Origin of the sequence: Klebsiella spallanzanii, from assembly GCF_902158555.1 — a bacterium.
Classification (GTDB): Bacteria; Pseudomonadota; Gammaproteobacteria; order Enterobacterales; family Enterobacteriaceae; genus Klebsiella; species Klebsiella spallanzanii.
Genome location: NZ_CABGGS010000001.1, coordinates 423,579 through 448,928, shown reverse-complemented (window position 1 = coordinate 448,928; position 25,350 = coordinate 423,579). Strand labels below are relative to the sequence as shown.

The following is a 25,350-nucleotide window of genomic DNA, read 5'->3' as shown; positions in this document are numbered from 1 at the left end:
GCTTTGAAATGGATGGCGGCTAAATAAATACTGGATTTGTATCATGGTGATTGCTGGGGTAAATATCAGCGGAATCTACGTTTCTGAACGCTGTGAATTTACTACTCAGTCTATCAGGCAACATGCGTACCATGAAAACGCTGAGGGATACGTTTTATTCCTTAGCGCATTACTCTAAAAGGAGATATTGAATGCCTGTAAAATTTACGACTAAAGCATTACTCTCAGGGCTTCTGGCTATGAGTATGGTAGCCTGTGTTAATGCAAAACCTTTGACTATCGGCATGTCGTTCCAGGAATTAAATAACGAATATTTCGTCACCATGAAAGAGTCGCTGGAGCAGTCGGCAAAAGATATTAACGCCACCGTCTATACGGCAGATGCGGCGCATGATGTTTCTAAGCAGATTAGCGACGTTGAGGATATGCTGCAAAAGAAAATTGATATTTTGCTGATTAACCCGGCAGATAGCGTTGGCGCGGAAACAGCCGTTCTGGCAGCAAAAAAAGCAGGCGTCGTTGTGGTTGCAATAGATGCTCAGGCTAATGGACCGATTGACTCATTTGTCGGTTCAAAAAACTATGATGCAGGCTTTATTGCCGGTGAACATTTAGCCAAAGCACTGGGTGATAAAGGCAACGTCGCGATTCTCGACGGAATTCCGGTTGTCCCTATTCTGGAGCGCGTGCGCGGCTTTGAAGATGCAATGAAAAAGCACCCGAATATTAAAGTGATTACAAAGCTGAATGGCAAACAAGAGCGCGATACTTCCATGAGCGTGACGGAAAACATGCTGCAATCCAACCCCACGCTCAACGGTATTTTCAGCGTCAATGATGTCGGCTCGCTTGGCGCGCTGGCGGCTATTCAGTCCTCCGGTCGTGATGTGAAACTGGTTAGCGTTGATGGTTCTCCGGAAGCGGTAGCTGAAATAGCTAAAGGCAATACGCCGTTTATTGCCACTGCTGCTCAGTTCCCACGCGATCAGTTGCGTATTGGCTTAGGTATTGCGCTGGCGAAACACTGGGGTGCGAATATTCCAAAAGAAATTCCGGTTGATGTGAAGCTGATAGATAAATCTAACGCTAAAGATTTCCACTGGTAATCGCGTTATTACTCCACAACGGCCCGCGTTTGCGTCGTGGGCCGTATTGGATTCTTATTTAGGTATGGCGCGATATTTTATCGTGCCGTCATGGAGCGATGTACATGCCCAGCTTACTGGAAGTCAAAAATGTCAGTAAAAGCTTCCCCGGAGTCAAGGCGCTCGATAACGTCAATATTACCCTCGGGCGAGGGGAGGTGCATGCTTTACTGGGTGAAAATGGTGCGGGTAAATCCACGTTGATGAAAATTCTTTGCGGAATATATCAACCTGATACCGGCAATATTTTTATTGATGGCAAGCAGCAGCATTTTCATAACTATCGCGATGCGATTGAGTGTGGTGTAGGGATTATCTTTCAGGAATTTTCTCTTATTCCTTACCTTAACGCCTATGAGAATATTTTCCTTAATCGCGAGAAGGTGAATAGTTTTGGCTTATTAGATCGTAAAACGATGCGCTGCGAGGCGCTACGGATTTTTAAAGAACTTGGCGTTACCCTCGACCCTGATGAACAAATTTGTCATCTCAGCGTTGCCGAACAGCAGTTTGTGGAAATCGCCAAAGCGCTATCGCTGGATGCGCGAATTCTTATTCTGGACGAACCTACCGCCACTTTAACCCCGAGCGAAGCCGAGCATCTTTTTCGCGTAATGCGTGATTTAAAAGCGAAAGGCGTGGGTATGTTCTTTATCTCTCACCATCTTGAGGAGATCTATGAGATCTGCGACAGCCTGAGCATCCTGCGCGACGGGAAATATATTGGTTCGGCAAAAGTAGATAATATCGACATCTCAGAGATGATCCAGATGATGGTTGGCCGCGAGGTGGAGAATATTTACCCCGAACGGCGGACGCTTGAACACAATGAATTACTGCTGGAAGCCGAAATTCAGCTCACGGAGAGTAGTCAGGTCAATCGACTGACGCTGCGCAAAGGTGAAATCCTGGGGCTCGCCGGGCTGGTGGGGTCGGGGCGTTCAGAAGCGATTCTGGCCCTTACCGGTGCGGATCGATGCTTCAAAAAGTATGTTCGCCTGGCGGGGAAAGAAGTGACGATAAAATCCACCGATCAGGCCCTGCGTTTGGGGATCGGCTTACTGCCGGAAAGCCGCAAAACTCAGGGGTTGGTGCTGCCTTTTTCCGTTAAAGATAACATCTGGCTCAATAAGCATGCCTGCCAATTCTCTCTTATCCGCGATGGTGAAGAACGCAAAACCGCTGAGCGTCTAATTAGTCATGTTGGGGTAAAAACGCCGGATGCCTGGACCGCTGTGGGGACACTAAGCGGGGGTAACCAGCAGAAAGTCGTTATTTCCCGTTGGTTAAATCACGATGTCAATATTCTTATTTTTGACGAACCTACTCGCGGTATCGATGTCGGCGCAAAATCTGAAATCTATCAAATTATGCGTGACCTTACCGCTCAGGGTATTTCGATAATTATGATCTCGTCTGAGCTGCCAGAAGTTATTGGCGTGAGTGACCGGGTTATGGTTTTTCGCGATGGCAATATTGTTGCCGAGCTTGAGAATGACAACATTAACTCCACCGTGATTATGCTGCATGCTGCCGGTAATATTATTTAGGGAGTATTAAATGAGTAATGAAAATGTATCATTAGTGCCAGCCGCATCTCCTGATAAAAATAAAAAAATTCTTCATGGATTATTAAAGACGCCCGCGTTCCTGCCGTTTGTCGGACTGGTATTACTGTTTTCCTGTATGGCTATTTTTAACGACTATTTCTTGACTGTGGATAACTTGTCTACCGTTGCCCGCCAGGTCTCGATTAACGCGATTATCGCTATCGGGATGACGTTTGCTATCCTCACCGGCGGTATCGACCTCTCCGTTGGCGCGGTAATGGCGTTGGCCGGTACCCTGATGGCGGGTTTAATGAAGTACTATGGTCTGGATCCATGGCTGGCCATTCTTATCGGCTTATGTGCTGGTGTGGCTTTTGGTGCGATTAACGGCTTTTTAACCGCTTATGGCAAGATGCCGCCGATTATCGTCACTCTTGGTGCGATGATTATCGCCAAGGGCCTGGCGCTGATTTATACCGGCGGCTATCCCATCTCTGGATTACCGGATTCATTTGCCTTTTGGGGGCGTGAATATCTGTTCGGTATTCAGGTGCCGATTATTCTGATGGTGGTGTTATATATTATCTTTTACATCGTCCTGAACCATATGCCGTTTGGTCGCTATGTCTATTCCCTCGGCGGCAATGAAGAAGCCGCACGGCTAAGTGGCCTGCGAGTTAAATATTATAAATTACTGGTTTACGTTATCAGCGGTTTTACCGCGAGTTTTGCCGGGCTTATTTTTACCTCGCGCGTGATGAGCGGCCAGCCGAATGCCGGCGTTGGTTTTGAACTGGATGCGATTGCCGCGGTGGTGCTCGGCGGCGCGTCTATTGCCGGTGGTCGAGGAATGATTATTGGCACGTTAATTGGCGCGATGATGCTCGGGGTGCTGAATAATGGTTTAAACCTTCTGGGAATCTCGCCTTATGTCCAGTACGTAGTGAAAGGGCTCATTATTTGGGGTGCCACTTTTATTAGCTCAGCCAGACGTTAACTTATTTTAAATATGAGGCAAAGGGATATGAATTTTATCGGGGTTGATATCGGTGGGACGGTCACCAAAGCCGGTATATATAATGAGTTAGGGCAAGAGATTCACGTTGCTTCGCAATATGCGCAGGTATTATCCGAACAGCCGGGTTTTACCGAGCGGAATATGCATGAACTGTGGGACACCGTTTGCAGCGTGATTAAAAAAGTGATGTATGAAAGCCAGGTGCCACCGTTAAGTATTGGCGGGATCGGTTTTTCCTCGCACGGCAAAGGATTGTACGCGATTGATAAAAAAGGGGAGCCGGTACGCAATGGGATTATTTCATCCGATACCCGGGCGCTGGAGTTTGTCAAAAAATGGTATCGCGAAGGTATCGACAAGCTGGCCTATCCAAAAGGATTGCAACAGCTGTGGACCGGACATCCTGTGTCGCTGCTGGCGTGGCTGAAAGAATATGAGCCGGCCAATTACGATAAAATCGATGCCGTTTTAATGGTTCATGACTATATTCGCTTCCGCCTGACCGGCGAAGCGACGGCGGAAATTACCAATATTTCCGGCAGCAATTTTTATAACCAATTTACCTCCCGCTACGACAGCGACATGATGGCGCTATTTGGCATTGAGGAAGTGGCGGATAAAACCTCGCCGGTGGTGAACTCAACGGACTGTGTCGGTCACATTACCCTGCAGGCGTCGCTGGACTGTGGATTATGTCCGGGGACGCCGGTTTTCGGCGGCTTTTTCGATGTGGTTGCCTCCGCCGTTTCTTCGGGGATTGAGCGGGCCGATACCCTCAGTGCGGTAGCCGGTACCTGGAGTATTGCCACCTCGGTGACGGATAATATTATTGCCAGCGACTTTCCCTATATCTGGGGGAAATACTGCATTCCGGGGAAATATTTTGTTCATGAGGGCAGCCCCACCTCGGCGAGTAATCTCTCCTGGTTTGTGAAACAGTTCTTTCCTGACGATGATCGCTGCTATGAGCATTTCGAAAGCTGGATCGCGGAAGATACCGACAGCAATCTGGTTTTTTTACCGTATCTGTTTGGTTCCAATCTGGCGATGGACCTGCCCGGCGCGCTGGTCGGCCTGGCGGGTCACCACACCAAAAAAGATATTATAGCGGCCATCTATCGCGGGATCGTTTTTTCCCACCTGGTGCATCAGGACCGCATTATCGAACTCAATCGGGATATTCAAAAAATCCGCTTCACCGGCGGCCCGAGCCAGTCGAAAGGCTGGACGCAGATGTACGCCGATGCCTCTAATCTTCCTCTGGAAGTGGTGGATATTGAACAGGCCGGATGCCGCGCAGCCGCACTGTGCGCGGCTGCCGGAACCGGTGCCTATGCTAACTTCAGCGAAGCTATCCAGGCCACCCAGCCGGAAGTCGTTTGCTACCAACCGGATGCCAAACGACATCAGCAGCTACGTGAAGGCTATGCCCGTTATTTGCAGGTCGCACAAAGCCTCTCCAGGGCGACGGGAGCGGCACAATGAAACCCAGACTAGGTATTTACGAAAAAGCGCTTCCTGGGGATCTGAACTGGGCACAACGCTTTGAGATGGCGGCAAATCTGGAGTTCGACTTTCTCGAAATGTCTGTTGACGAAAGCCCGGAACGCCAGGCCCGATTGCGCTGGAATCGAGGGCAGCGCCTGGCGTTTGTGGCGGACAAAATTAACAGCGGCATTGATGTACCGAGCATGTGCCTCTCCGCGCACCGCAGCTATCCTTTTGGCAGCGTCAACCGTGACACCCGGCTAAAGGCGCGCGAGCTGATGCTTGATGCGCTGGACTTTGCCAGCCACGTCGGGATCCGCAATATTCAGCTGGCAGGCTATGACGTCTATTATGAATCCTCTTCGGCGCAGACCCGGGAATATTTTATTGAAGGGATCAACTGGGCGGTGGCCGAAGCGGCTAAAGCGCAGGTAATGCTGTCGATGGAGATTATGGATACCGCTTTTATGAGCAACATCTCCCGCTGGCTGGATCTGGAGCGTAAGGTGTGCAGCCCGTGGTTTTGCGTCTATCCGGACGTCGGCAACCTGAGCGCCTGGCAAAACGATGTTCCTGAAGAGTTAAGTAAGGGGATTCATAAAATCACCGCCATCCATTTGAAGGACACCCAGCCTGTTTCACACGCCTCGCTGGGTCAGTTCCGCGACGTGCCGTTCGGTACCGGCTGCGTTGATTTTACGGAGATATTCCGTACGCTCTCGGCGCTGAACTATCGCGGCGCATGGTTGATTGAGATGTGGGCCAAAAATGACGGGCTGGATAGCGAGAGAATTGCCGAGGCTAAAGCGTGGTTAACGGATAAATACCAGCAGGGTTTTCTTATCCCGCAGTATGAAGCCGATGTGAATTCAGGAGTGAAGTATGCTGGATAATCTGAAGCAGACGGTTCTTGACGCCAATCTGGCGCTGCCGAAATTTAACCTTGTCACCTTTACCTGGGGCAACGTCAGCGGTATCGATCGCGAGGCGGGGATGATGGTGATTAAGCCCTCCGGCGTTGAATATGATGTGATGTCGGCTGACGATATGGTGGTGGTTGAACTGGCGACCGGGCGAGTGGTGGAAGGGCGCTACAAGCCTTCATCCGATACGCCGACGCATCTTGAACTGTATAAAGCCTTTAGCGGCGTGGGCGGGATTGTGCATACGCACTCACGCCACGCGACGATTTGGGCGCAGTCTGGCAGGCCGCTGCTGGCCATTGGGACCACCCATGCCGACTATTTTTATGGGCCAATTCCCTGCACCCGTCCGCTAAGCGACGATGAAATTCTCGGTGATTATGAAACCAATACCGGCCACGTGATTATTGAAACGTTCAGGACGCAAGATATCGAACCGCTCAGCGTGCCCGCCGCGCTGGTGCATGGTCATGGGCCTTTTGCGTGGGGAAAAGATCCGGCGAACGCGGTGCATAATGCGGTGGTGCTGGAAGAGATTGCCTATATGAATATGTGGACCCGCCAGTTGAGCACTGACGAACAGCCGGTCTCTGCGACGCTGCTGGATAAGCACTATTTACGCAAGCATGGGGCAGGGGCTTACTACGGGCAATAATTACCTCCCCCGGGTTGCGGCGTAAACGCCTTACCCGGGCTACCGATTCCCAGATGTCGGTGGACCTGTAGTCCGGCTAAGCGCAGCGCCGCCGGGAAATAAACTCTCCCAATCGCAACCTGGGGCAACGGCTACGGCATAAACCTGTAGCCGATCCCCGTTTCGGTCAGCAAATGCTGCGGTCGTGCCGGGTCAACCTCCAGCTTTTGCCGCAGATGACCCATATAAATCCGCAGGTAGTGGCTGTGTTCCACCGCATTCGGCCCCCAGACCTGATTGAGCAACTGTCGCTGGGTCAGCACCTTACCGGGATTATTTAACAATACTGCCAGCAGACGAAACTCAATTGGCGTCAGATGAATCTCTTCGCCGCCGCGTACGATGCGGCGGGCGGGGATATCCACTTCAATATTGGCAAAGCGCACCAGAGGCTCGTCAGCCTGAGCGCCAGCATGGCGGCGCAGGGCCACGCGTAAACGCGCCTGCAGTTCGCCAATACCAAACGGTTTACTCAGATAATCATCGGCACCAGCGTCGAGAGCGGCGATTTTATCCTGCTCCTCAGCGCGTGCCGATAGCACAATAATTGGCATCTGGCTCCACTGGCGAACCTCGCGAATAAACGTATTACCGTCACCATCGGGCAGACCAAGATCGAGAATGACCAAATCCGGCTTGCGGGTGGCGGCCTCAATCAGCCCGCGTTGCAGCGTTTCTGCCTCAAATACCCGCATGCCGTCGGCTTCCAGCGCGGTGCGCAGAAAGCGGCGGATAGCGTTTTCGTCTTCGATGATCAAAACGTTAATCACATTTCCTCGGCTAGCTCTTGCAGTTCAGGGGGCGCTTCTCGCGGCAGTGTAACACGGAAACAGGCACCGCCTTCCGGACGCGTCGCGCCGCTAATCGTCCCGCCGTGCACTTCAACGATGGCCTGACAAATCGCCAGCCCCAGGCCAACGCCGGGAATGGCCGACTCTTTATTGCCGCGGGCGAACTTATCAAAGATAGCCTGTTCCTGCCCTGCTGGGATACCGGGCCCGTTATCCCACACCTCCAGAAACAAATTATGCGGGTCGGTATGCGCCGTAATGCCGGTTTGCGCCTGCGGCCCGGCGTATTTCACCGCATTTTCCAGCAGATTAATCAGCACCCGTTCAAATAGCGGACCGTCAACGTGCACCAGCAGCAGCGGATCCGGCAGCGCAAGCTGAATATGCCGCCCGCCGAGACCCGGCTCCAGCATACGCAAAGCGCTGCCGACCACCTCTTCCAGGGTTAACCACTCTTTATGCAAATTAAAGCCGCCGGACTGGATCCGCGCCATATCGAGCAGGTTATTGACCAGCCGCGTGGTGTTCAGCACATGCTGGCGAATCTCATTGGCTTGCGGGGCGTGCTTTGACCCTTCGCTGGCAAGGTCCAGCGTCAGGATCTCCGCCTGGCCGAACAGTATCGTCAGCGGGGTACGCAAATCATGGGACAGCGCCGCCAGCAGCGAGTTGCGCAGGCTCTCCCGTTCGCTATTCATCCGCGCCTGCTCTTCGCTGGCGGTCAACGTCAGCCTTTCGAGTGCGCTGGCAACCAGCAGGGTGAAGGTTTCCAGCAGACGCTGTTGTTCGGGGATCATGAGCTGGCGCAGATTATCCGGCTCCACCACCAGCAATCCCCAGGTACGGGCCGCGCTTTTCAGCGGCAGAATTTGGTAGGGCACGCCGGGCAGTGTGTCGGTACCGGCTCCGGCGGGCTGGCCTTTATCGAAGCTCCAGAGGGCTATCGCGTCATCCCAGGTGATTGTTGCCGCTTGCTGAGTCAGACCAGAAAGTTTGCCTGCATCATCGGGTAGCAGCAGCTGGCTGCGCGCCTGAAACGTCGAGGCAATAAATCGCTCGCTGGTGGTGGTGATATCTTCACGGCTGCGGCCCACCGCCAGCGCTTTTGACATTTCGTAAAGATGACGGGTGCGTCGTTCGCGATAGCGCGCCACCCGCGCCTGGTAGCGTACGCCAGCGGTCAGATTACCAATCAGCAGCCCGACGGTCAGCATCACGCCAAAGGTCAGCAGATACTGCACGTCAGACACCGCCAGCGTACCGCGCGGCGCAACAAAAAACAGGTCAAAGCTGACCACGTTAATCACCGTCGCCAGCACCGACGGCCAGCGGCCATACACGAGGGCGATAATCACCACCCCGAGCAGATACAGCATCACCAGGTTGGCGGCCTCAAAGGCCATCAGCCACTGCATCGCGACGACGGTAATGACCGCGCACAGCGCGATGGCAACCACGCAGCCCTGAACCTGCAAACGCCATTTTTCCATTGCCGTGCGGCCATCGCTGGCGCGAGCGGGCAGAGGGGCCGCCTTTTCATCCAGCGCGATGACGACCAGATCGAGATCCGGCGCGTGTCGGGCCAGGCGATCGGCGAAACCGCTACGATCCCACCAGCGTCTTTTCTGCTGGCGGCCAATCACTATTTTTCCGAGGTTATGTTCGCGAGCGTAGTGCAGAACGGCCTTCTCTTCGGAAGGATCGGAGAGCGTGGCAGTCTCTGCCCCCAGCTCCTGCGCTAGCCTGAGCGCGGCGAGAATCGCCCGTCGCTTTGCTTCCGGCAGACGATGTAAAGAAGGGGTTTCAACGTAAACTGCATGCCAGACGCTGCCCAGGCGAGCCGCCAGTCGGGCGGCGGCGCGAACCAGTTTTTCGCTGCCGGTATTATGGCCGATGCACAGCAAAATGGCGTCGCGGGTATGCCAGACCTTTTCCTGCCCCTGACGGTCGCGCCAGGCGCGCATCTGCTCATCGACCCGATCGGCGGTGCGGCGCAACGCCAGCTCGCGCAGGGCAATCAGGTTGCCTTTGCGAAAGAAGTTCTCAATTGCCCGCTCGGCCTGACCGCCGATATAAACTTTACCTTCATTAAGCCGCTGGCGCAGATCGTCGGGGGGAAGGTCAACCAGCACCACATCGTCGGCGGCGTCGAAGAATGGGTCGGGGACGGTTTCGCGGACCTGTACGCCGGTGATGCCGCTGACCACATCGTTAAGGCTTTCCAGATGCTGGACGTTAACGGTAGTAAAAACGTCAATGCCGGCTTCGAGCAGCTCTTCAACGTCTTGCCAGCGTTTAGGATGGCGCGAGCCGGGCGCGTTACTGTGCGCCAGCTCATCGACCAGGATCAGCGCCGGACGGCGGGCCAGCGCGCCGTCAAGGTCAAACTCTTTAACGTAGCGCCCACGATGGGAAAGGCGGCGCAGGGGGAGGGTGCTGAGCCCCTCAAGCATTGCCGCCGTCTCTTTACGCCCGTGGGTTTCCGCCACGCCAATCAGAATATCCAGCCCCTGGGCGCGCAGCCGCTGCGCTTCCGCCAGCATCGCCCAGGTTTTGCCCACCCCCGCGCAGGCGCCAAAAAACACCTTCAGTTTTCCGCGATGCGCAGAGGCGGTGTGTTGCAACAGGCGGTCAGGGTCCGGACGCAGCGGCTCGTCACTCATCTTACTTATCCTTTAGGGCATCCAGCGACATATTCAGCAGCAGTATATTTACCACAGGTTGGCCGAGAAAACTGAGCAACGGTTTTTGCGTTGCCTCGTTAACCAACTGGCTGACCTGTTCAACGCTAAGCTGTCGCGCTTTGGCAACGCGCGGCACCTGCCACAGCGCGGCGGATGGGGTCAGGCTGTAATCCAGTCCGCTCGCTGAGGCAGTAACCAGCTCCACCGGCACCGTCGGATTCGCATCCGGGTTGGCGGCGCGCAGGGCCTGCACTCGTTCGCTGATGGCTTTATCCAACGCCGGATTGCTGGCGGCAAGGTTGCTGCCGCCGGAAGCCAGCGGGTTATCCGCCACCTCCGCCGTCGCGGAAGGGCGGCCCTGGAAATAGCCCGCAGTGGTAAAGTTCTGGCCGATCAGGCGGGAACCACGCACTTCGCCGTCAATGCGCACCAGCGAGCCGTTGGCCTGCTGCGGGAACCACCACTGTCCCAGTGCGGTGGTTAATAGCGGATAGACGCCGCCGGTCATTAGCGTTAACAAAATAAACAGCACAACAGCAGGACGAATCAATGACATGGTTTTTTCCTCACAGCAGCCCGGTCAGGGTCAGTAACAGGTCGATGGCTTTGATACCAATAAACGGCACCAGCAGCCCGCCGAGACCGTAGACCCACAGGTTGCGGCGCAGCATCGCCGAGGCCGTCAGCGGTTTATAGCTCACGCCCTTCAGCGCCAGTGGGATCAGAAAGACGATAATCAGCGCGTTAAAAATCACCGCGCTTAAAATCGCCGAGGAGGGCGAGTGCAGATGCATCACGTTAAGCATCGCCAGCGGTGGATAGACGGCGGCGAACGCGGCCGGAATAATGGCGAAATATTTCGCCACGTCGTTGGCGATGCTGAAGGTGGTTAAAGAGCCACGGGTCATCAGCATCTGTTTACCGATATGCACGACCTCGATCAGTTTGGTGGGGTTGGAGTCCAGATCCACCATGTTACCGGCCTCTTTTGCCGCCTGGGTTCCGGAGTTCATCGCCACCGCCACGTCGGCCTGCGCCAGCGCCGGGGCATCGTTGGTGCCGTCGCCGGTCATCGCCACCAGTCGTCCCTCGGATTGATACTGGCGGATCAGCGCCAGCTTGGCTTCCGGCGTGGCTTCGGCAAGGAAGTCATCCACCCCGGCCTCTGCGGCAATGGCGGCGGCGGTCAGGCGGTTATCGCCGGTGATCATCACCGTTTTAATCCCCATTTTACGCAGCTGGGCAAAACGCTCTTTAATACCACCCTTGACGATATCTTTGAGCGAAATAATCCCCAGCACCCGCTCGCCCTCAGCAACCACCAGCGGCGTGGCGCCAAGACGCGCCACTTCTTCTACCTGTTTCTCAACATCTGCCGGGAAGTGGCCGCCGTTGGCTTCCACGTGGCGACGAATGGCGTCGACTGAACCTTTGCGGATCATCCGTTGGTCGATATTGATACCGCTCATCCGCGTTTGCGCGGTAAACGGCACAAAGGTGGCGTGCAGTGACTGCAGGTCGCGCTCGCGCAGATTAAAGCGCTGTTTCGCCAGCACCACGATGCTACGACCTTCCGGCGTTTCATCCGCCAGCGACGACAACTGGGCAGCATCGGCAAGGGTTTTCTCTTCTACGCCCTGAGCGGGCAGGAACGCGGAGGCCTGGCGGTTGCCGAGCGTGATGGTGCCGGTTTTGTCCAGCAACAGCACGTCGACATCGCCCGCCGCTTCGACCGCGCGCCCGCTGGTGGCGATCACGTTAGCGCCGAGCATCCGGCTCATCCCGGCGACGCCGATGGCCGACAGCAGGCCGCCGATAGTAGTGGGGATCAGGCACACCAGTAGCGCCACCAGTACCGTCACGCTGACTGCGTTACCGCTCCATGCAGAGAACGGCCAGATGGTGGCGGTGGCAAGCAGAAATACTAAAGTCAGGGCGATCAGCAGGATCGTCAGCGCGATTTCGTTTGGCGTTTTGCGACGCTGAGCCCCTTCAACCATGGCGATCATCCGGTCAAGGAAGGTTTCGCCGGGGTTGACGCTACAGCGGATCACCAGCCAGTCAGAAAGAATACGCGTCCCGCCGGTCACCGAGGCGAAATCGCCGCCGGATTCACGAATAACCGGTGCAGATTCGCCGGTAATAGCGCTTTCATCTACCGACGCGCCGCCTTCGAGAACTTCGCCATCGCAGGGAATAATATCCCCCGCCTCGACCAGCACCACGTCGCCTTTGCGCAGCTCTTCGGCGGGAACGTGATCAATTTGCGCATCGTGCTGTGGGGCGCGTAGCTTGCGGGCAAACGAGGTCTTTTGTACCCCTTTAAGGCTATTGGCCTGCGCTTTACTGCGGCCTTCAGCCATCGCTTCGGCGAAGTTGGCAAACAGTACGGTGAACCACAGCCAGATACTGACAGTGGCGGTAAACCCGGCGCTACCCGCGATCTGCCCGCTTGCCATGGCGATGGCGAGTAGGGTGGTTAACAAGCTGCCAATCCAGACGATAAACATCACCGGGTTACGCCACTGTACTGACGGGCTCAGTTTTTTCACTGCGTCCAGCAGCGCCTGGCGCACCAGCGTCGGCTCCAGCAGGGCTAATGATTTACGACTCATAACAGGTTGCTCCGCTATCGCTTAAAGTAAGGAAAAGTGTTCCGCCAGCGGGCCGAGCGCCAGCGCGGGGATAAAGGTCAGCGCGCCAACCAGCAGTACGGTGCCGATCAGCAGTCCGATAAACAGCGCGTCGTGGGTGGCGAGCGTACCGCTACCGGCAGGCTGAATTTTCTTCGTTACCAGCGAACCGGCAATCGCCATCACTGGAATAATGACCGCGAAGCGACCGACCAGCATGCAGAACGCCAGCAACAGGTTCCAGAACGGCGTTGCCGCGCTTAAGCCGCCGAAGGCGCTGCCGTTGTTGTTCGCCGCTGAGGTAACGGCGTACAGCACTTCGCTAAAGCCGTGCGGACCGGGGTTAAACATCCCCGCGCGCCCGGCCTCGGTCATCATCGCCAGCGCCGTGCCGAGCAGCACCAGCGTTGGGGTGACGAGGATAGCCAGGGCAATCATTTTCATTTCGCGGACATCGATTTTCTTACCGAGGTACTCCGGCGTGCGGCCAATCATCAGCCCGGCGATAAATACCGCCAGCATGACGAACAGCAGCATGCCGTACAGGCCTGAACCAACGCCGCCGAACACCACTTCGCCAATCTGCATTAACCACATTGGCACCATCCCGCCCAGTGCGGTAAAGGAGTCATGCATCGCGTTGACCGCCCCGCAGGAGGCGGCGGTAGTGACCACGGCAAACAGGCTGCTGGCGAGAATACCGAAGCGGCTCTCTTTGCCTTCCATATTCAGACTGCTATCGGCGCCAAGGTTTAACAGATGCGGGTTACCGCGAGTTTCGGCCCACATGACGACCGCCACGCAGACGATAAAGATAAGCGTCATCGCCCACAGAATTGCCCGTCCCTGACGGCGGTCGCCCACCACCTCACCGAAGGCAAAACACAGCGCCGCCGGGATCAGAAAGATCGCCAGCATCTGCACCATGTTGGTCAGTGCGGTCGGGTTTTCAAACGGGTGCGCCGAGTTGGCGTTAAAGAAGCCGCCGCCGTTGGTACCGAGCATTTTAATCGCTTCCTGCGAGGCGACCGGCCCCATCGGCAGCATCTGGCGTACCCCTTCCAGCGAGGTAAACCCCTGATACGGCGCAAAGCTCTGCGGCACGCCCTGCTGAATAAAGAACAGCGCAATCAGCAGCGAAATGGGCAGCAGCAGCCAGAGGGTGATGCGAGTCAGATCGATCCAGGCGTTACCAAGCGTGCTGACCTTCTGTCGGGCGTAAGCGCGGGTAAGGGCAAAGATTACCGCGATGCCGGTGGCAGCGGAGAGGAAGTTTTGTACCGCCAGTCCCGCCATCTGGCTGAGGTAGCTCATGGTGGCTTCCCCGCCGTAGGCCTGCCAGTTGGTGTTGCTGACAAAGCTCACCGCCGTATTCAGCGCCAGATCCCACGACAGGCCGGGCAGATGCTGCGGATTAAGCGGCAGGGAGCCCTGGAACATCAGCAGCGCAAACAGCGCCACCAGACCCAGCGCGTTAAACAGCAGGATGGCGAATAAATATTGATACCAGTTCATCTCCTGCGAACGAATGCCCGCAGCCCGCCATAATCCGCGTTCGATACCGGCAAGTCCCGGTAACGGGACATCGTTGATCATGGTCGCCAGCGCTGTTCCCAGCGGACGAGCCAGGAGCATCAGCAGCAGAATAAAGCTCGCGATGAGTAAAAATCCTTGAGCGGCCATCAGAATGCCTCCGCGTGTATCAGGGCATAAACCAGATAAGCCAGCAACAGGAACACCAGCGCTACGCCAGCGATTACGCCTGCAGTCACAATCCACCTCCGGGTGTCTTTTTGATTTACGAGGAGGATAGGAAGTCGGGCGCAAAGATTTCGCAAAAATTAGCTGCAAGGGTGTAAAAAAAATATAAAAATCACCAATCCCTTAATTTAACTAATGGTTAGTATTATTTTAACTTTTATGTAACTAAGTTACCGGGTGAATGTAAATAAAGGCTAAATAAGTGCTTTTTAGTGGTCGGATGAGTAGTAAAATTACAGCCAAAGCGGTACTATTTTAACCAGAGACACATTGATACTTTACCGGCGTTGATTGCCGGCCTGACAAAGGGGAGAGAAATTATGGCGTTGTACAAAACTTATCCTGCTCACGTAATCTTCGCGCGTCGCACTTTCGCCGTTGTGGCTGGCGTGGCGGCGCTTCCGGTGATGTTGTTCTGGAAAGATCGTGCCCGTTTTTACAGCTGGCTGCACCGTGTGTGGTCAAAAACCAGCGACCAGCCGGTATGGATGGCGCAGGCGGAAAAAGCCTCCGCAGATTTTTACTGATATCCACATATCGTCTGAACGCTGTAAGCCGCCGGTTTCCCCCGGCGGTTTTTTTTTGCCTGTTGTGGCTTACACTTATTACTTCTGATGATACAAGGAGAAGTGATGAGCGACACCTGGCTGGAAGACGATAGCAAAACCCGTATTTACACCTTACGTGAACTGGATAATCTGCGCCGCGATGGGCTGACCCGGGGCAAACTGGTGGATTTTCATAGCCGCTACAAGCTGATACTGCTGGCGCATTCACAGCCGGAATACCGGCAGATTGGGCCCTTTGTGGCGGCTATTGCCGAGTGGCCATCGCTGGACGCTTTCTTTGACGCCTATCGTGAGCGTCTGGTGACGCTACTGGCTCATCCCTCCACCCGGCAAAATCACACCAACGTCCTGATGCACATTCAGGGTTATTTCCGTGAACATCTTAACGCCCAACAGAAGCAGGAGCTGACGACGCTGATTGATGACTATCGGCTGGGAAAAGAGCCGCTGCTTGCCCCGCTGAATCTGCTTAAACACTATCTGACCGAGTTTCCGGACGCTTATCTCTCCGGTCAGCGCTACTTCACCGGCTGGCCGCAAGCGCTGGACGAATAAAAAATCACTGATTGCAGGAGTTTTATGGCCACCCATCTGGTCTGGTTTCGCGCGGACTTGCGCGTTCACGATAACCTGGCGCTTGCTGCTGCCTGTCGCGATCCTCATGCTCGCGTGATGGCGTTGTTTATCGCCACGCCGGGACAATGGCGCCAGCACGGTATGGCACCGCGTCAGTCGGCATTTATTGTCAGTCATCTTGATAGCTTACAAATGGCGCTGGCCGAGCGGGGGATCCCGCTGCTCATTGAACATGCGGAGGACTTCGCCGCCAGCGTGACGCTGCTATCTGAAGTCTGTAAGCAGCAGCAGGTCAGCCATCTTTTCTATAATTATCAGTATGAAATTAATGAACGCCAGCGCGATGCGTTAGTCGAGAAAAACTTACAAGGCGTGATATGTCAGGGCTTTGATGACAGTGTGTTGTTACCGCCCGGCAGCGTGCTGACCGGCAATCGCGAAATGTATAAGGTGTTTACGCCGTTTAAAAATGCCTTTATTCGCCGCTTAAAGGAGGCGCTGCCGGAGTGCGTTGCCGCGCCCAAAGCTCGCGCCGGTGGGGCAATAGATGCAACGGCTGAAGTGAAAATAAACTACCCACAGACGCCGTTTGATAGCGACCTGTTTGCTGCGGATGAAAAAGCCGCTATCAATCAGCTACGCCGTTTTTGCCAGCAGAAGGCCGCCGATTATGCTGAGCAGCGCGACCTTCCGGCCATCGAAGGGACCAGTCGACTGTCGCCGTGCCTGGCGGTCGGTGTGCTTTCACCGCGTCAGTGCCTGCATCGCCTGCTGGTGGAGCAGCCGCGAGCGCTGGAGGGTGAAGCGGGGGCGGTGTGGCTCAACGAACTTATCTGGCGTGAGTTTTATCGCCATCTGATGGTTTACTACCCGAATTTGTGTAAAGGACGACCTTTTATCGCCTGGACCGATAACGTGGCGTGGTTGGATGATAAATCCGCGCTGCAGGCCTGGCAGCGCGGGCAAACCGGTTTCCCGATCGTTGATGCCGCCATGCGTCAGCTTAATTCTACTGGGTGGATGCATAACCGCTTGCGGATGATTGTCGCCAGCTTCCTGGTGAAAGACCTGCGAATCGACTGGCGGTTGGGGGAGCGCTACTTTATCGAACAGCTGATTGATGGCGACCTGGCGGCGAACAATGGCGGCTGGCAGTGGGCGGCGTCAACCGGTACCGATGCTGCACCTTATTTCCGCATTTTTAACCCGACGACCCAGGGAGAGCGGTTTGATAAATCCGGGCAGTTTATTCGTCACTGGTTGCCGGAGCTGGCCGATGTACCGGAGAAAGCGGTGCATCAACCGTGGCTGTGGGCGGAGAAAAATAGCGTGACGCTGGATTACCCGCGCCCGATTGTCGATCACAAACAGGCGCGGCTGGAGACGCTGGCGGCCTGGGAAGCCGCCAGAGAAATTAAGACTCCAGCGCCAGACGACGAGCCCTGACCTTCACGGAGTGGTACAGCCAGATAACCAGCACCAGGCCGACGCAGGCTAGCGCGCCCCAGGTTATCTGGCTGAACACCTCGATATAGGCGTTAATGGAGTAGTTAACGGCTCCGGCAGCGTCGAACGAACTTTGTGAGGTCTGGTCGGCAATTACCCCCGCCAGATAGTTAGCGATGGCCCCGGAGAGCAGCATATAGATACCGGTCAGTACGCCCGTCACGCCGGGGATCTCAATACGGGTAATTTGCGACATCGCCACCGGGTCGATAAACAGCTCGGCGAAGCCCATCACTGCCAGGCCCAGTACCATCAGCGGCATTGAGGATTGCCCGTAAGCCGCTGACCAGCGTGCGCTCAGCGTTAAGATGCAGAAACCGGCGCTCATCAGGCCGAGGCCCAGCGCGAACTTGCCCCAGATACGCACGGTACGGTTGCCGTTGATATTTTCTTTCACCAGCCACGCCAGCACGACCCCGCAGAGCATGACCGCAAAGGCGTTAACCGACTGGAACATTGCCGTCGGTATCTCGTAACTCATAACATGGCGGTTAACAAAACGGTCGATATACAGGCTAATTGAGCTACCGCCTTGCTGCGCGAAGGCCCAAAACAGCAGGCTGAAGCAGGTCAGAACCATAATCAGACGTAGTTCTTTACGCTGTTTGGCAGTCTCCGCCCGCAGGTAAATCCGCGTGAGCACCGCCAGACCGATAATCGTCGCCACAATCAGCGCATACACCGACCACTCCTGCCAGAACAGCACGGTAATCAACAACGGCGCGGCAATCAGCAGAACCAGCAGCCAGCCCCAGTTCGGTAAAACGAAATTACGCGCCCGCAGCGCTTCTCGATTCACGCCGCGGGTGTGGCGGAAATGATGATTACCGCTGAGGAAAATCACCAGCCCGGCAATCATCCCCACGGCCGCCAACGCGAAGCCCATCGCCCAGCTGTACTCCTCCTGCACGTAGCCGCAGGCGATTGGCGCAATGATCGACCCCACGTTACCCGCGGCATACATCAGCGAAAAACCGCCATCGCGGCGCGGGTCGGTGGGTTCGTACAGCTCGCCGAGCAGGCAGCTGACGTTGGATTTAAATAGCCCGTAGCCGCAGACGATAATCGCCAGCGACAGATAAAGGAAGGTGGGCGCAACCTCGCTGGCGCCGAGCACCAGATGGCCGATAGCCATTAGCAGCGCGCCGAGCATTACCGCCATGCGGTTGCCCAGCAGCTTGTCGGCCAGGAATCCGCCAAGAATCGGCGTAACGTAGACCAGCGAGCAGTAGGCGCTGAACAGGGCATATGCATGGTTATCGTCATACTTCAGCTGATTGGTGAGATAAAGGATCAGCAGCGCGCGCATGCCGTAAAAACTGAAATATTCCCAGATTTGCAGCGCGACAACGTAATAAATCGCCCGCGGCTGTGAAGATGATGTGTTCATTTAACGTTCTGTCCTGCCATAAAAAGGAAAGTCGATCTTTCTGCATGAATAGCCATTAGCTAGTGATATTCATGGCCTTATAGGCTTTCTGGTTATTTAATATGCTGTAATAGTGCATAAATATACACGAATGCGCGATGAGGGGAGTAGACAAATCGCGGGATTTCACCAAAAGTCAAAATAGCAGGCGAAGCGGTAGAACTATCGACGGAGCGGGCGGATAACGCTATGTTATTCCTTTGCATTACACGAAGACCTGATGGAGCGATAATGAAAAATAGCGAACTGGAACAACTGATTAATGAAAAACTGAATAGCGCGGCCATCAGCGATTACGCACCCAATGGGTTACAGGTGGAAGGGCGCGAGACGGTGCAAAAAATCGTGACCGGCGTGACCGCCAGCCAGGCGCTGCTTGATGAAGCCGTGCGCCTGGAGGCCGATGCGGTGATTGTTCATCATGGTTATTTCTGGAAAGGCGAATCGCCCATTATTCGCGGCATGAAGCGTCATCGCCTCAAAACGCTGCTGGCTAACGATATCAACCTCTATGGCTGGCACCTGCCGCTCGACGCTCACCCGGAGCTGGGTAATAACGCCCAGTTGGCCTCGCTGCTCGGTATTAATGTGATGGGTGAAATCGAGCCGCTGATGCCGTGGGGCGAACTGTCGATGCCGGTATCGGGCCTGGAGTTGGCCTCGTGGATTGAAGCACGGCTGGGGCGCAAACCGCTGTGGTGTGGGGACACCGGACCGGACAAAGTCACCCGCGTGGCGTGGTGTACCGGCGGTGGCCAAAGCTTTATCGATAGCGCGGCACGCTTCGGCGTTGATGCATTTATTAGCGGCGAAGTGTCGGAGCAGACCATCCACTCGGCGCGGGAGCAGGGGCTGCATTTCTACGCTGCCGGTCATCATGCCACCGAGCGCGGCGGAATTCGCGCGCTAAGCGAATGGTTGACGGAAAACACCGAACTGGACGTCACGTTTATTGATATCCCGAACCCGGCTTAATGAACGGAGGCAAAAGTGCAGCGAGCGCGTTGTTATTTGTTAGGTGAAACGGCTGTCGTACTGGAGCTTGAGCCTCCGGTAACGCTAGACAGCCAGAAACGGATCTGGCGGTTAGCCCAGCGGCTGATTGGCCATACCGAGGTGGTGGAGGCCATCCCGGGCATGAACAACATTACCGTGATATTGCGTAACCCGCAGCAAACGGCGTGGGATGCGATTGAGCGTCTGCAAATCTGGTGGGAGGAGTGCGATACGCTCGAGCCGGAATCGCGAGAGATCTCCGTTCCCGTGGTTTACGGCGGTGAAGGCGGCCCGGACCTGGGTGATGTTGCTCGTCACAGCGGCCTGAGTGAAAAGCAGGTGGTTGAGTTGCATTCGTCGGTCGAGTACGTGGTGTGGTTCCTAGGCTTTCAACCGGGATTCCCGTACTTCGGCGGGCTGCCGGAGAAGCTGGCGATGCCGCGACGGGCGGAGCCGCGTCTGCTGGTGCCCGCCGGTTCTGTTGGTATCGGCGGGGCGCAGACCGGGATCTATCCGCTGGCGACGCCGGGCGGCTGGCAGCTTCTGGGCCATACGCCGCTGGCGCTGTTTGATCCGAAGCGCAAGGAACCGGTGCTGCTGCGTTCCGGCGACAGAGTGCGTTTCGTGCCGCAAAAGGAGGGCGTATGTTAAAAATCATCCGCGCCGGAATGTATACCTCGGTGCAGGACGGCGGGCGCGAAGGTTTGCGCCAGTTGGGCATTAGCCGCTGTGGAGCGATGGATAAGCCCGCGCTGGTTACCGCCAATCTGCTGGTGGGGAACGGGGCCAATGCTGCGGTGCTGGAGATTACGCTGGGCCAGGTGGATATTCAGTTTGAACGCAACGGCTGGTTTGCGCTGACCGGTGCCGCCTGCGGTGCGATGTTAGACGGCGAACCTGTATGGGTGGGCTGGCGCACGGCGGTCAAGGCCGGACAGCATCTGGTGCTCAAGAACCCGCAGCACGGCGTACGCAGCTATCTGGCAGTGGCGGGCGGCATTGCCGTGCCAAAAGTGCTTGGCTCGCGCAGTACCGATCTCAAAGTGGGCATTGGCGGTCTGGAAGGGCGGCGTTTGCAGGACGGCGATCGGCTGAAGCTGGGGAAATCGGATAAGCCATTTAGCGGGCCGCTCGGCGTGAAACAGTTGCCCGTTGGCAACCGCATCCGCGCGCTACCGGGGCCGGAATACCATGAATTTGATAGCGCGTCGCAGGACGCTTTCTGGCGCTCGCCGTGGCAGCTTAGCCCACAGAGCAACCGCATGGGCTACCGTCTGCAAGGGCAGCCGCTGAAACGAACGACCGATCGCGAGATGCTTTCGCATGGCCTGCTACCCGGTGTGGTACAGGTTCCGCATAACGGTCAGCCAATCGTGCTGATGAACGACGCACAGACCACCGGCGGCTATCCACGCATTGCCAGCATTATCGAGGCCGATATGTATCAGCTGGCGCAGATCCCGCTGGGTCAGCCGATCCATTTTGTTCCCTGCTCCCTTGAGGAAGCGCTTAAAGCGCGCGTCGAAAGGCAGCGTTATTTTGAACAACTGGCATGGAGACTAAACGTTGAAAATTGATTTGAATGCCGACCTCGGCGAAGGCTGTGGTAACGACAGCGCGTTATTACAACTGGTCTCGTCCGCCAATATTGCCTGCGGCTTCCATGCGGGCGACGCGGTGATGATGCTGCAGTGCGTCCGCGAAGCGCTGAAATATGGCGTAGCGGTAGGCGCGCACCCCAGCTTTCCCGACCGGGAAAATTTTGGCCGTACGGCGATGCAGTTACCGCCGGAGACGGTATATGCACAAACGCTGTATCAGGTTGGCGCGCTTGCGGCGATGGTTCGGGCGCAGGGCGGTGAGCTGCAGCACGTCAAGCCGCACGGCATGCTCTATAACCAGGCAGCAAAAGATCCGCAGCTTGCTGACGCGATTGCGAAAGCGGTGCGCGATGTTGACGCCGACCTGGTGCTGGTGGGGCTGGCGGGCAGCGAGCTCATTCGTGCCGGTCAGCGTTATCAACTGACAACTCGTCAGGAAGTGTTCGCCGACCGCGGCTATCTGGCTGATGGTAGCCTGGTGCCGCGCACGCAGGCCGGTGCGCTGATTGAAAGCGAAGAGCAGTCGCTGGCGCAAACCCTGGAAATGGTGCAGCACAACCGGGTGCGCAGCATTACCGGCGAGTGGGCGCACGTGGTGGCGGAAACCGTCTGCCTGCACGGCGATGGCCAGCACGCGCTGGATTTTGCACGTCGCTTGCGTGCGGCGTTTGCCGGGCGCAATATACAGGTTAGTGCGGAATCAGAAGAATAAAAATAATAGTATCAATTAGTTAACAACAAACAACAATTCACAACATACAGGATGTAACTATGGGAGAATCAGTATCGCTCTGGCCATTGATCGGTATTGCCGCGATCGTGGTCGGGTTTTTATTACGTTTCAACCCGGTGCTGGTAGTGATAGTTTCCGGGATCATCACGGGTCTGACGGCGCATATGCCGATCGCGACCATTCTGGAAAAACTGGGGGAAGGGTTTCTTAACACCCGTAACCTGCCGTTTATTCTTTTGCTGCCGCTAGCGGTCATCGGCCTGCTGGAACGACACGGTCTGAAAGAGCGCGCGCAGGCGTGGATTGCGAAGATCCGCAGCGCCACCGCCGGTCGTCTGCTTATCGTCTATCTGTTCGTTCGTGAAATAACCGCTGCGCTGGGCCTGACCAGCCTCGGCGGCCATCCGCAGATGGTGCGTCCGCTGCTGGCGCCGATGGCGGAAGGGGCGGCGGAGAAAAACTTTGGTGCGTTACCGGGCGATGTCCGTTATCGCCTGCGAGCGATGTCGGCGGCGACCGATAACGTGGGGCTGTTCTTCGGTGAAGATATTTTTGTCGCCTTTGGCGCAATTATCTTTATGCATAACTTTATGCTCGAGTCCGGCGGCATTCAGACTGAGCCGCTGCACATCGCCCTGTGGGGGATCCCAACGGCGGTATGCGCTTTCCTGATCCACTCCGCCCGCTTGTGGCGTCTCGATCGCCATCTACAGCGTGAGCTGGACAAGGTTAACGCCGCGCAGGCGAAAGGCGGTGCAGCATGAATTTTCAGCAAACTTATCTCTACTGGCTGGCGGGCGTCGTTCTGCTGGTCGTCGCGGTGATGTCCTGGCGTGATAAGGCGAACCCGCGCAGGCTGACTACCGGTCTGTTCTGGGGACTGTACGGCCTGGTGTTTCTGTTTGGCGACTGGACCTATGAGCTGGTGGGCGATAAGCGCACCGTTAATATTGGCGTCGGGATCCTGGTGGTCGTGCTGGCGCTGATCGCCGGTTTTGGCGGCGTGCATCTTGGTCGCTATCATCAACGCTCGCAGGAAGAACGTTCCGCCAGCGCTGCGCGTCTGGGCAACAAACTGTTCTTCCCGGCGCTGGCCATCCCGGTGGTGACGGTCATTGGCGTTCTGCTGTTTAATAATCTGCCCTCGCTGCAGGTTGCTATCTTTGGCCCAGGCAATCACGCTACGCTGATCACCCTGTTTTCAATGACTGCAGGCACGCTGCTTGGTTTGGTGATGGCTATTCGCATGACCCACGAAACGGCAGCGCAGCCGTTGCAGGAAGCGCGCCGTCTGCTGGATTCGGTAGGCTGGGCATTTATTCTGCCGCAGATCCTCGCCGTTCTCGGACTGCTGTTTACCGCCGCAGGCGTCGGCAACAGCATCTCCTGGCTGACGCAGAACTATCTGGCGGTAGACAGCCGGTTTATCGCCGTAGCCGTCTACACCATTGGTATGGCGCTGCTGACGATGGTCATGGGCAACGCTTTTGCCGCTTTCCCCATTGTGACGGCAGGGGTCGGGATCCCGATCCTGGTGCTGCAGCACGGCGGTAACCCGGCAGTGATGGCGGCGATTGGTATGTTCTCCGGCTATTGCGGCACTCTGATGACCCCGATGGCGGCTAACTTCAATATTGTTCCGGCCGCGCTGCTGGAGCTGCCGGATAAAAACGCGGTGATCAAAGCCCAGGTGCCGACCGGGTTGATGTTACTTATCGTGAACGTATTTTTGCTCTATTTCCTGATGTTCCTGTAAGGAGGGATCATGGCTGGCGTATTGATTACCGGTTTTGAACCGTTCGGCGGCGAAGCGGTTAACCCTTCATGGGAAGTGGTAAAGCAGTTGGATGGCGTTATTATTGCCGGGCAGCCCGTTGTTGCCCGGCAGCTACCGTGCGTCTTCGGCGAAGCGCTGACGGTACTGAACGACGCGCTGGATGAGCTGGAGCCCGTATTGACGCTGGCGGTTGGTCAGGCGGGCGGGCGTGTCGACATCACCGTCGAACGCGTGGCGATTAACGTCGATGATGCGCGGATCCCAGATAATAAAGGCCTGCAGCCTGTCGATGTGCCGATCGTTGCTGATGGTCCGGCGGCGTACTTCGGTACGCTACCGATCAAAGCGATCGTTGCCGCGCTAAGAAGCAAAGGGATCCCCGCTTCGGTGTCGCAGACGGCGGGGACGTTTGTCTGTAATCACGTGATGTATGGCCTGCTGCACGGGCTACGTGATAAAAGCGGCGTGAAGGGCGGCTTTATCCATATTCCGTATCTGCCGGAGCAGGCTGCAGCTCATCCCGGTGAAGCGAGTATGGCGGTAGAGACGGTGCGCGTAGCGCTGGAAACGGCTATAGCTGTTGCCCTTCAGCAGGGCGATGACGTAAAAATTGCCGGCGGCGCAACGCATTAACACAAGGACATCAATATGCCGGAAGGTCCGGAAATCCGTCGTGCGGCGGATAGCCTGGAGGCGGCGATCAAAGGCGAACCCCTGACGAAAGCGTGGTTCGCCTTCCCGCAGTTACAAACTTATCAATCTCAGCTGGTTGGTCAGCAGGTGACGAATATCGAAACCCGCGGTAAAGCGCTGCTGACCCACTTCTCCGGCGGCTTGACGCTCTATAGCCATAATCAGCTGTACGGCGTCTGGCGGGTGGTCGAGCCGCAAGCGGAGCCTGAAACGACACGTATTTTACGCGTTCGGCTACAGACGGCGCACAAGGCGATATTGCTCTATAGCGCCTCTGACATTGAGATGCTGACCCCGGAACAGCTCGCTCAGCACCCGTTTTTGCTACGGGTGGGACCGGATGTGCTCGATATGACTCTTAGCGTTGAAAAAGTCAAAGAGCGGCTGCTGTCGGCGAAATTCCGCAACCGTCAGTTTTCCGGGCTGCTGCTGGATCAGGCATTTCTCGCGGGATTGGGGAATTATCTGCGCGTTGAGATCCTCTGGCAGGTGGGGCTAACCGGGCGGCATAAAGCCTCTGAGCTTAACGACGCACAGCTTGATGCGCTGGCTTATGCGCTGCTTGAGATCCCGCGCTTGTCCTACAATACGCGTGGTCTGGTGGATGAGAATAAGCACCATGGCGCACTATTTCGCTTTAAGGTCTTTCATCGGGAGGGGGAAGCCTGCGAGCGCTGCGGCGGGATTATCGAGAGGACCATGCTGTCGTCGAGGCCGTTTTACTGGTGCCCGGGGTGTCAGCAATAAAAAAACGCGCTCTCAGGCGCGTTTTTTATCTTCGCA

At 56.1% G+C, this 25,350-nt stretch carries 24 protein-coding genes; 17 read left to right on the top strand and 7 right to left on the bottom strand.

Annotation, left to right across the window (positions count from 1 at the left end; translation table 11 throughout):
- Positions 1-191 precede the first annotated feature (191 nt).
- From FN082_RS02245 to araD, 6 genes are all read left to right on the top strand, one after another.
- A complete protein-coding gene (locus tag FN082_RS02245) occupies positions 192-1,106 on the top strand; it encodes an ABC transporter substrate-binding protein (protein WP_139538695.1) in 915 nt (304 codons plus the stop codon).
- Between the two features lie 104 nt (positions 1,107-1,210).
- Complete coding sequence (locus tag FN082_RS02240) at positions 1,211-2,695, top strand: sugar ABC transporter ATP-binding protein (RefSeq protein WP_142981073.1); 1,485 nt, start codon at positions 1,211-1,213, stop codon at positions 2,693-2,695.
- 10 nt (positions 2,696-2,705) lie between these two features.
- Complete coding sequence (locus tag FN082_RS02235) at positions 2,706-3,692, top strand: ABC transporter permease (RefSeq protein WP_142981072.1); 987 nt, start codon at positions 2,706-2,708, stop codon at positions 3,690-3,692.
- Positions 3,693-3,719: 27 nt separating this feature from the next.
- Complete coding sequence (locus FN082_RS02230) at positions 3,720-5,198, top strand: FGGY-family carbohydrate kinase (RefSeq protein ID WP_139538698.1); 1,479 nt, start codon at positions 3,720-3,722, stop codon at positions 5,196-5,198.
- Entirely contained in the window at positions 5,195-6,094 is a 900-nt protein-coding gene (locus tag FN082_RS02225) for an L-ribulose-5-phosphate 3-epimerase (protein ID WP_142981071.1), read from the top strand. Before FN082_RS02230 ends, FN082_RS02225 begins: the two co-directional genes overlap by 4 nt.
- Positions 6,084-6,779, top strand: a complete 696-nt coding sequence (gene araD, locus FN082_RS02220; RefSeq protein WP_142981070.1) for an L-ribulose-5-phosphate 4-epimerase — start codon at positions 6,084-6,086, stop codon at positions 6,777-6,779. The genes FN082_RS02225 and araD overlap by 11 nt, the downstream gene beginning before the upstream one ends.
- 131 nt (positions 6,780-6,910) lie before the next feature.
- On the opposite strand, the gene kdpE is transcribed toward araD, so the two are convergent.
- The 6 genes from kdpE to kdpF are packed head-to-tail and all read right to left on the bottom strand — an operon-like array spanning position 6,911 to position 14,698.
- Positions 6,911-7,588: a two-component system response regulator KdpE gene (gene kdpE, locus FN082_RS02215; RefSeq protein WP_139538701.1), complete on the bottom strand. Its 678-nt coding sequence runs from the start codon at positions 7,586-7,588 to the stop codon at positions 6,911-6,913.
- Positions 7,585-10,272, bottom strand: a complete 2,688-nt coding sequence (gene kdpD / locus FN082_RS02210; RefSeq protein ID WP_142981069.1) for a two-component system sensor histidine kinase KdpD — start codon at positions 10,270-10,272, stop codon at positions 7,585-7,587. Before kdpD ends, kdpE begins: the two co-directional genes overlap by 4 nt.
- Before the next feature lies 1 nt (position 10,273).
- Entirely contained in the window at positions 10,274-10,849 is a 576-nt protein-coding gene (gene kdpC, locus FN082_RS02205) for a potassium-transporting ATPase subunit KdpC (RefSeq protein WP_142465287.1), read from the bottom strand.
- A 10-nt stretch (positions 10,850-10,859) separates the two neighbouring features.
- Positions 10,860-12,908, bottom strand: coding sequence for a potassium-transporting ATPase subunit KdpB (kdpB, locus tag FN082_RS02200; protein ID WP_142981068.1), 2,049 nt, complete (start codon positions 12,906-12,908; stop codon positions 10,860-10,862).
- 21 nt (positions 12,909-12,929) lie between these two features.
- The gene (gene kdpA, locus FN082_RS02195; protein ID WP_142981067.1) at positions 12,930-14,609 is read right to left on the bottom strand and encodes a potassium-transporting ATPase subunit KdpA; all 1,680 of its coding nucleotides are present in this window, start codon (positions 14,607-14,609) and stop codon (positions 12,930-12,932) included.
- Positions 14,609-14,698, bottom strand: coding sequence for a K(+)-transporting ATPase subunit F (gene kdpF / locus FN082_RS02190; protein ID WP_112214488.1), 90 nt, complete (start codon positions 14,696-14,698; stop codon positions 14,609-14,611). Before kdpF ends, kdpA begins: the two co-directional genes overlap by 1 nt.
- Positions 14,699-15,007: 309 nt before the next feature.
- Between kdpF and FN082_RS02185 the strand changes: the two genes are divergently transcribed.
- From FN082_RS02185 to phrB, 3 genes are all read left to right on the top strand, one after another.
- Positions 15,008-15,214 carry a YbfA family protein gene (locus tag FN082_RS02185; RefSeq protein WP_110277323.1) on the top strand — a complete coding sequence of 69 codons (207 nt, stop codon included), beginning with the start codon at positions 15,008-15,010 and terminating at the stop codon, positions 15,212-15,214.
- Between the two features lie 87 nt (positions 15,215-15,301).
- Positions 15,302-15,811 carry a DUF1722 domain-containing protein gene (locus FN082_RS02180; RefSeq protein WP_139538707.1) on the top strand — a complete coding sequence of 170 codons (510 nt, stop codon included), beginning with the start codon at positions 15,302-15,304 and terminating at the stop codon, positions 15,809-15,811.
- 24 nt (positions 15,812-15,835) lie between these two features.
- Positions 15,836-17,278: a deoxyribodipyrimidine photo-lyase gene (gene phrB / locus FN082_RS02175; RefSeq protein ID WP_142981066.1), complete on the top strand. Its 1,443-nt coding sequence runs from the start codon at positions 15,836-15,838 to the stop codon at positions 17,276-17,278.
- Here phrB and dtpD read toward each other — a convergent pair.
- Positions 17,247-18,728 carry a dipeptide permease DtpD gene (gene dtpD / locus FN082_RS02170; RefSeq protein WP_142981065.1) on the bottom strand — a complete coding sequence of 494 codons (1,482 nt, stop codon included), beginning with the start codon at positions 18,726-18,728 and terminating at the stop codon, positions 17,247-17,249. The two genes, phrB and dtpD, sit on opposite strands and share 32 nt — an antisense overlap.
- Positions 18,729-18,998: 270 nt before the next feature.
- On the opposite strand from dtpD, the gene FN082_RS02165 reads away from it, so the two are divergent.
- Genes FN082_RS02165 through nei form a run of 8 tightly spaced genes read left to right on the top strand, consistent with a single transcriptional unit; the run spans position 18,999 to position 25,314 of the window.
- Complete coding sequence (locus FN082_RS02165; RefSeq protein ID WP_142981064.1) at positions 18,999-19,742, top strand: type 2 GTP cyclohydrolase I; 744 nt, start codon at positions 18,999-19,001, stop codon at positions 19,740-19,742.
- 15 nt (positions 19,743-19,757) lie between these two features.
- Positions 19,758-20,414: a 5-oxoprolinase subunit PxpB gene (gene pxpB / locus FN082_RS02160; RefSeq protein WP_139538711.1), complete on the top strand. Its 657-nt coding sequence runs from the start codon at positions 19,758-19,760 to the stop codon at positions 20,412-20,414.
- Positions 20,408-21,340, top strand: coding sequence for a 5-oxoprolinase subunit PxpC (pxpC, locus tag FN082_RS02155; protein WP_142461948.1), 933 nt, complete (start codon positions 20,408-20,410; stop codon positions 21,338-21,340). Before pxpB ends, pxpC begins: the two co-directional genes overlap by 7 nt.
- The gene (gene pxpA / locus FN082_RS02150; RefSeq protein WP_142461947.1) at positions 21,330-22,076 is read left to right on the top strand and encodes a 5-oxoprolinase subunit PxpA; all 747 of its coding nucleotides are present in this window, start codon (positions 21,330-21,332) and stop codon (positions 22,074-22,076) included. The genes pxpC and pxpA overlap by 11 nt, the downstream gene beginning before the upstream one ends.
- Before the next feature lie 59 nt (positions 22,077-22,135).
- Positions 22,136-22,861, top strand: a complete 726-nt coding sequence (locus FN082_RS02145; RefSeq protein WP_139538714.1) for a DUF969 domain-containing protein — start codon at positions 22,136-22,138, stop codon at positions 22,859-22,861.
- Positions 22,858-23,853: a DUF979 domain-containing protein gene (locus FN082_RS02140; RefSeq protein ID WP_142981063.1), complete on the top strand. Its 996-nt coding sequence runs from the start codon at positions 22,858-22,860 to the stop codon at positions 23,851-23,853. The genes FN082_RS02145 and FN082_RS02140 overlap by 4 nt, the downstream gene beginning before the upstream one ends.
- Before the next feature lie 9 nt (positions 23,854-23,862).
- Positions 23,863-24,507 carry a pyroglutamyl-peptidase I gene (gene pcp / locus FN082_RS02135; protein WP_142981062.1) on the top strand — a complete coding sequence of 215 codons (645 nt, stop codon included), beginning with the start codon at positions 23,863-23,865 and terminating at the stop codon, positions 24,505-24,507.
- A 15-nt stretch (positions 24,508-24,522) separates the two neighbouring features.
- The gene (gene nei, locus FN082_RS02130) at positions 24,523-25,314 is read left to right on the top strand and encodes an endonuclease VIII (protein ID WP_142461946.1); all 792 of its coding nucleotides are present in this window, start codon (positions 24,523-24,525) and stop codon (positions 25,312-25,314) included.
- Positions 25,315-25,350: the final 36 nt, after the last annotated feature.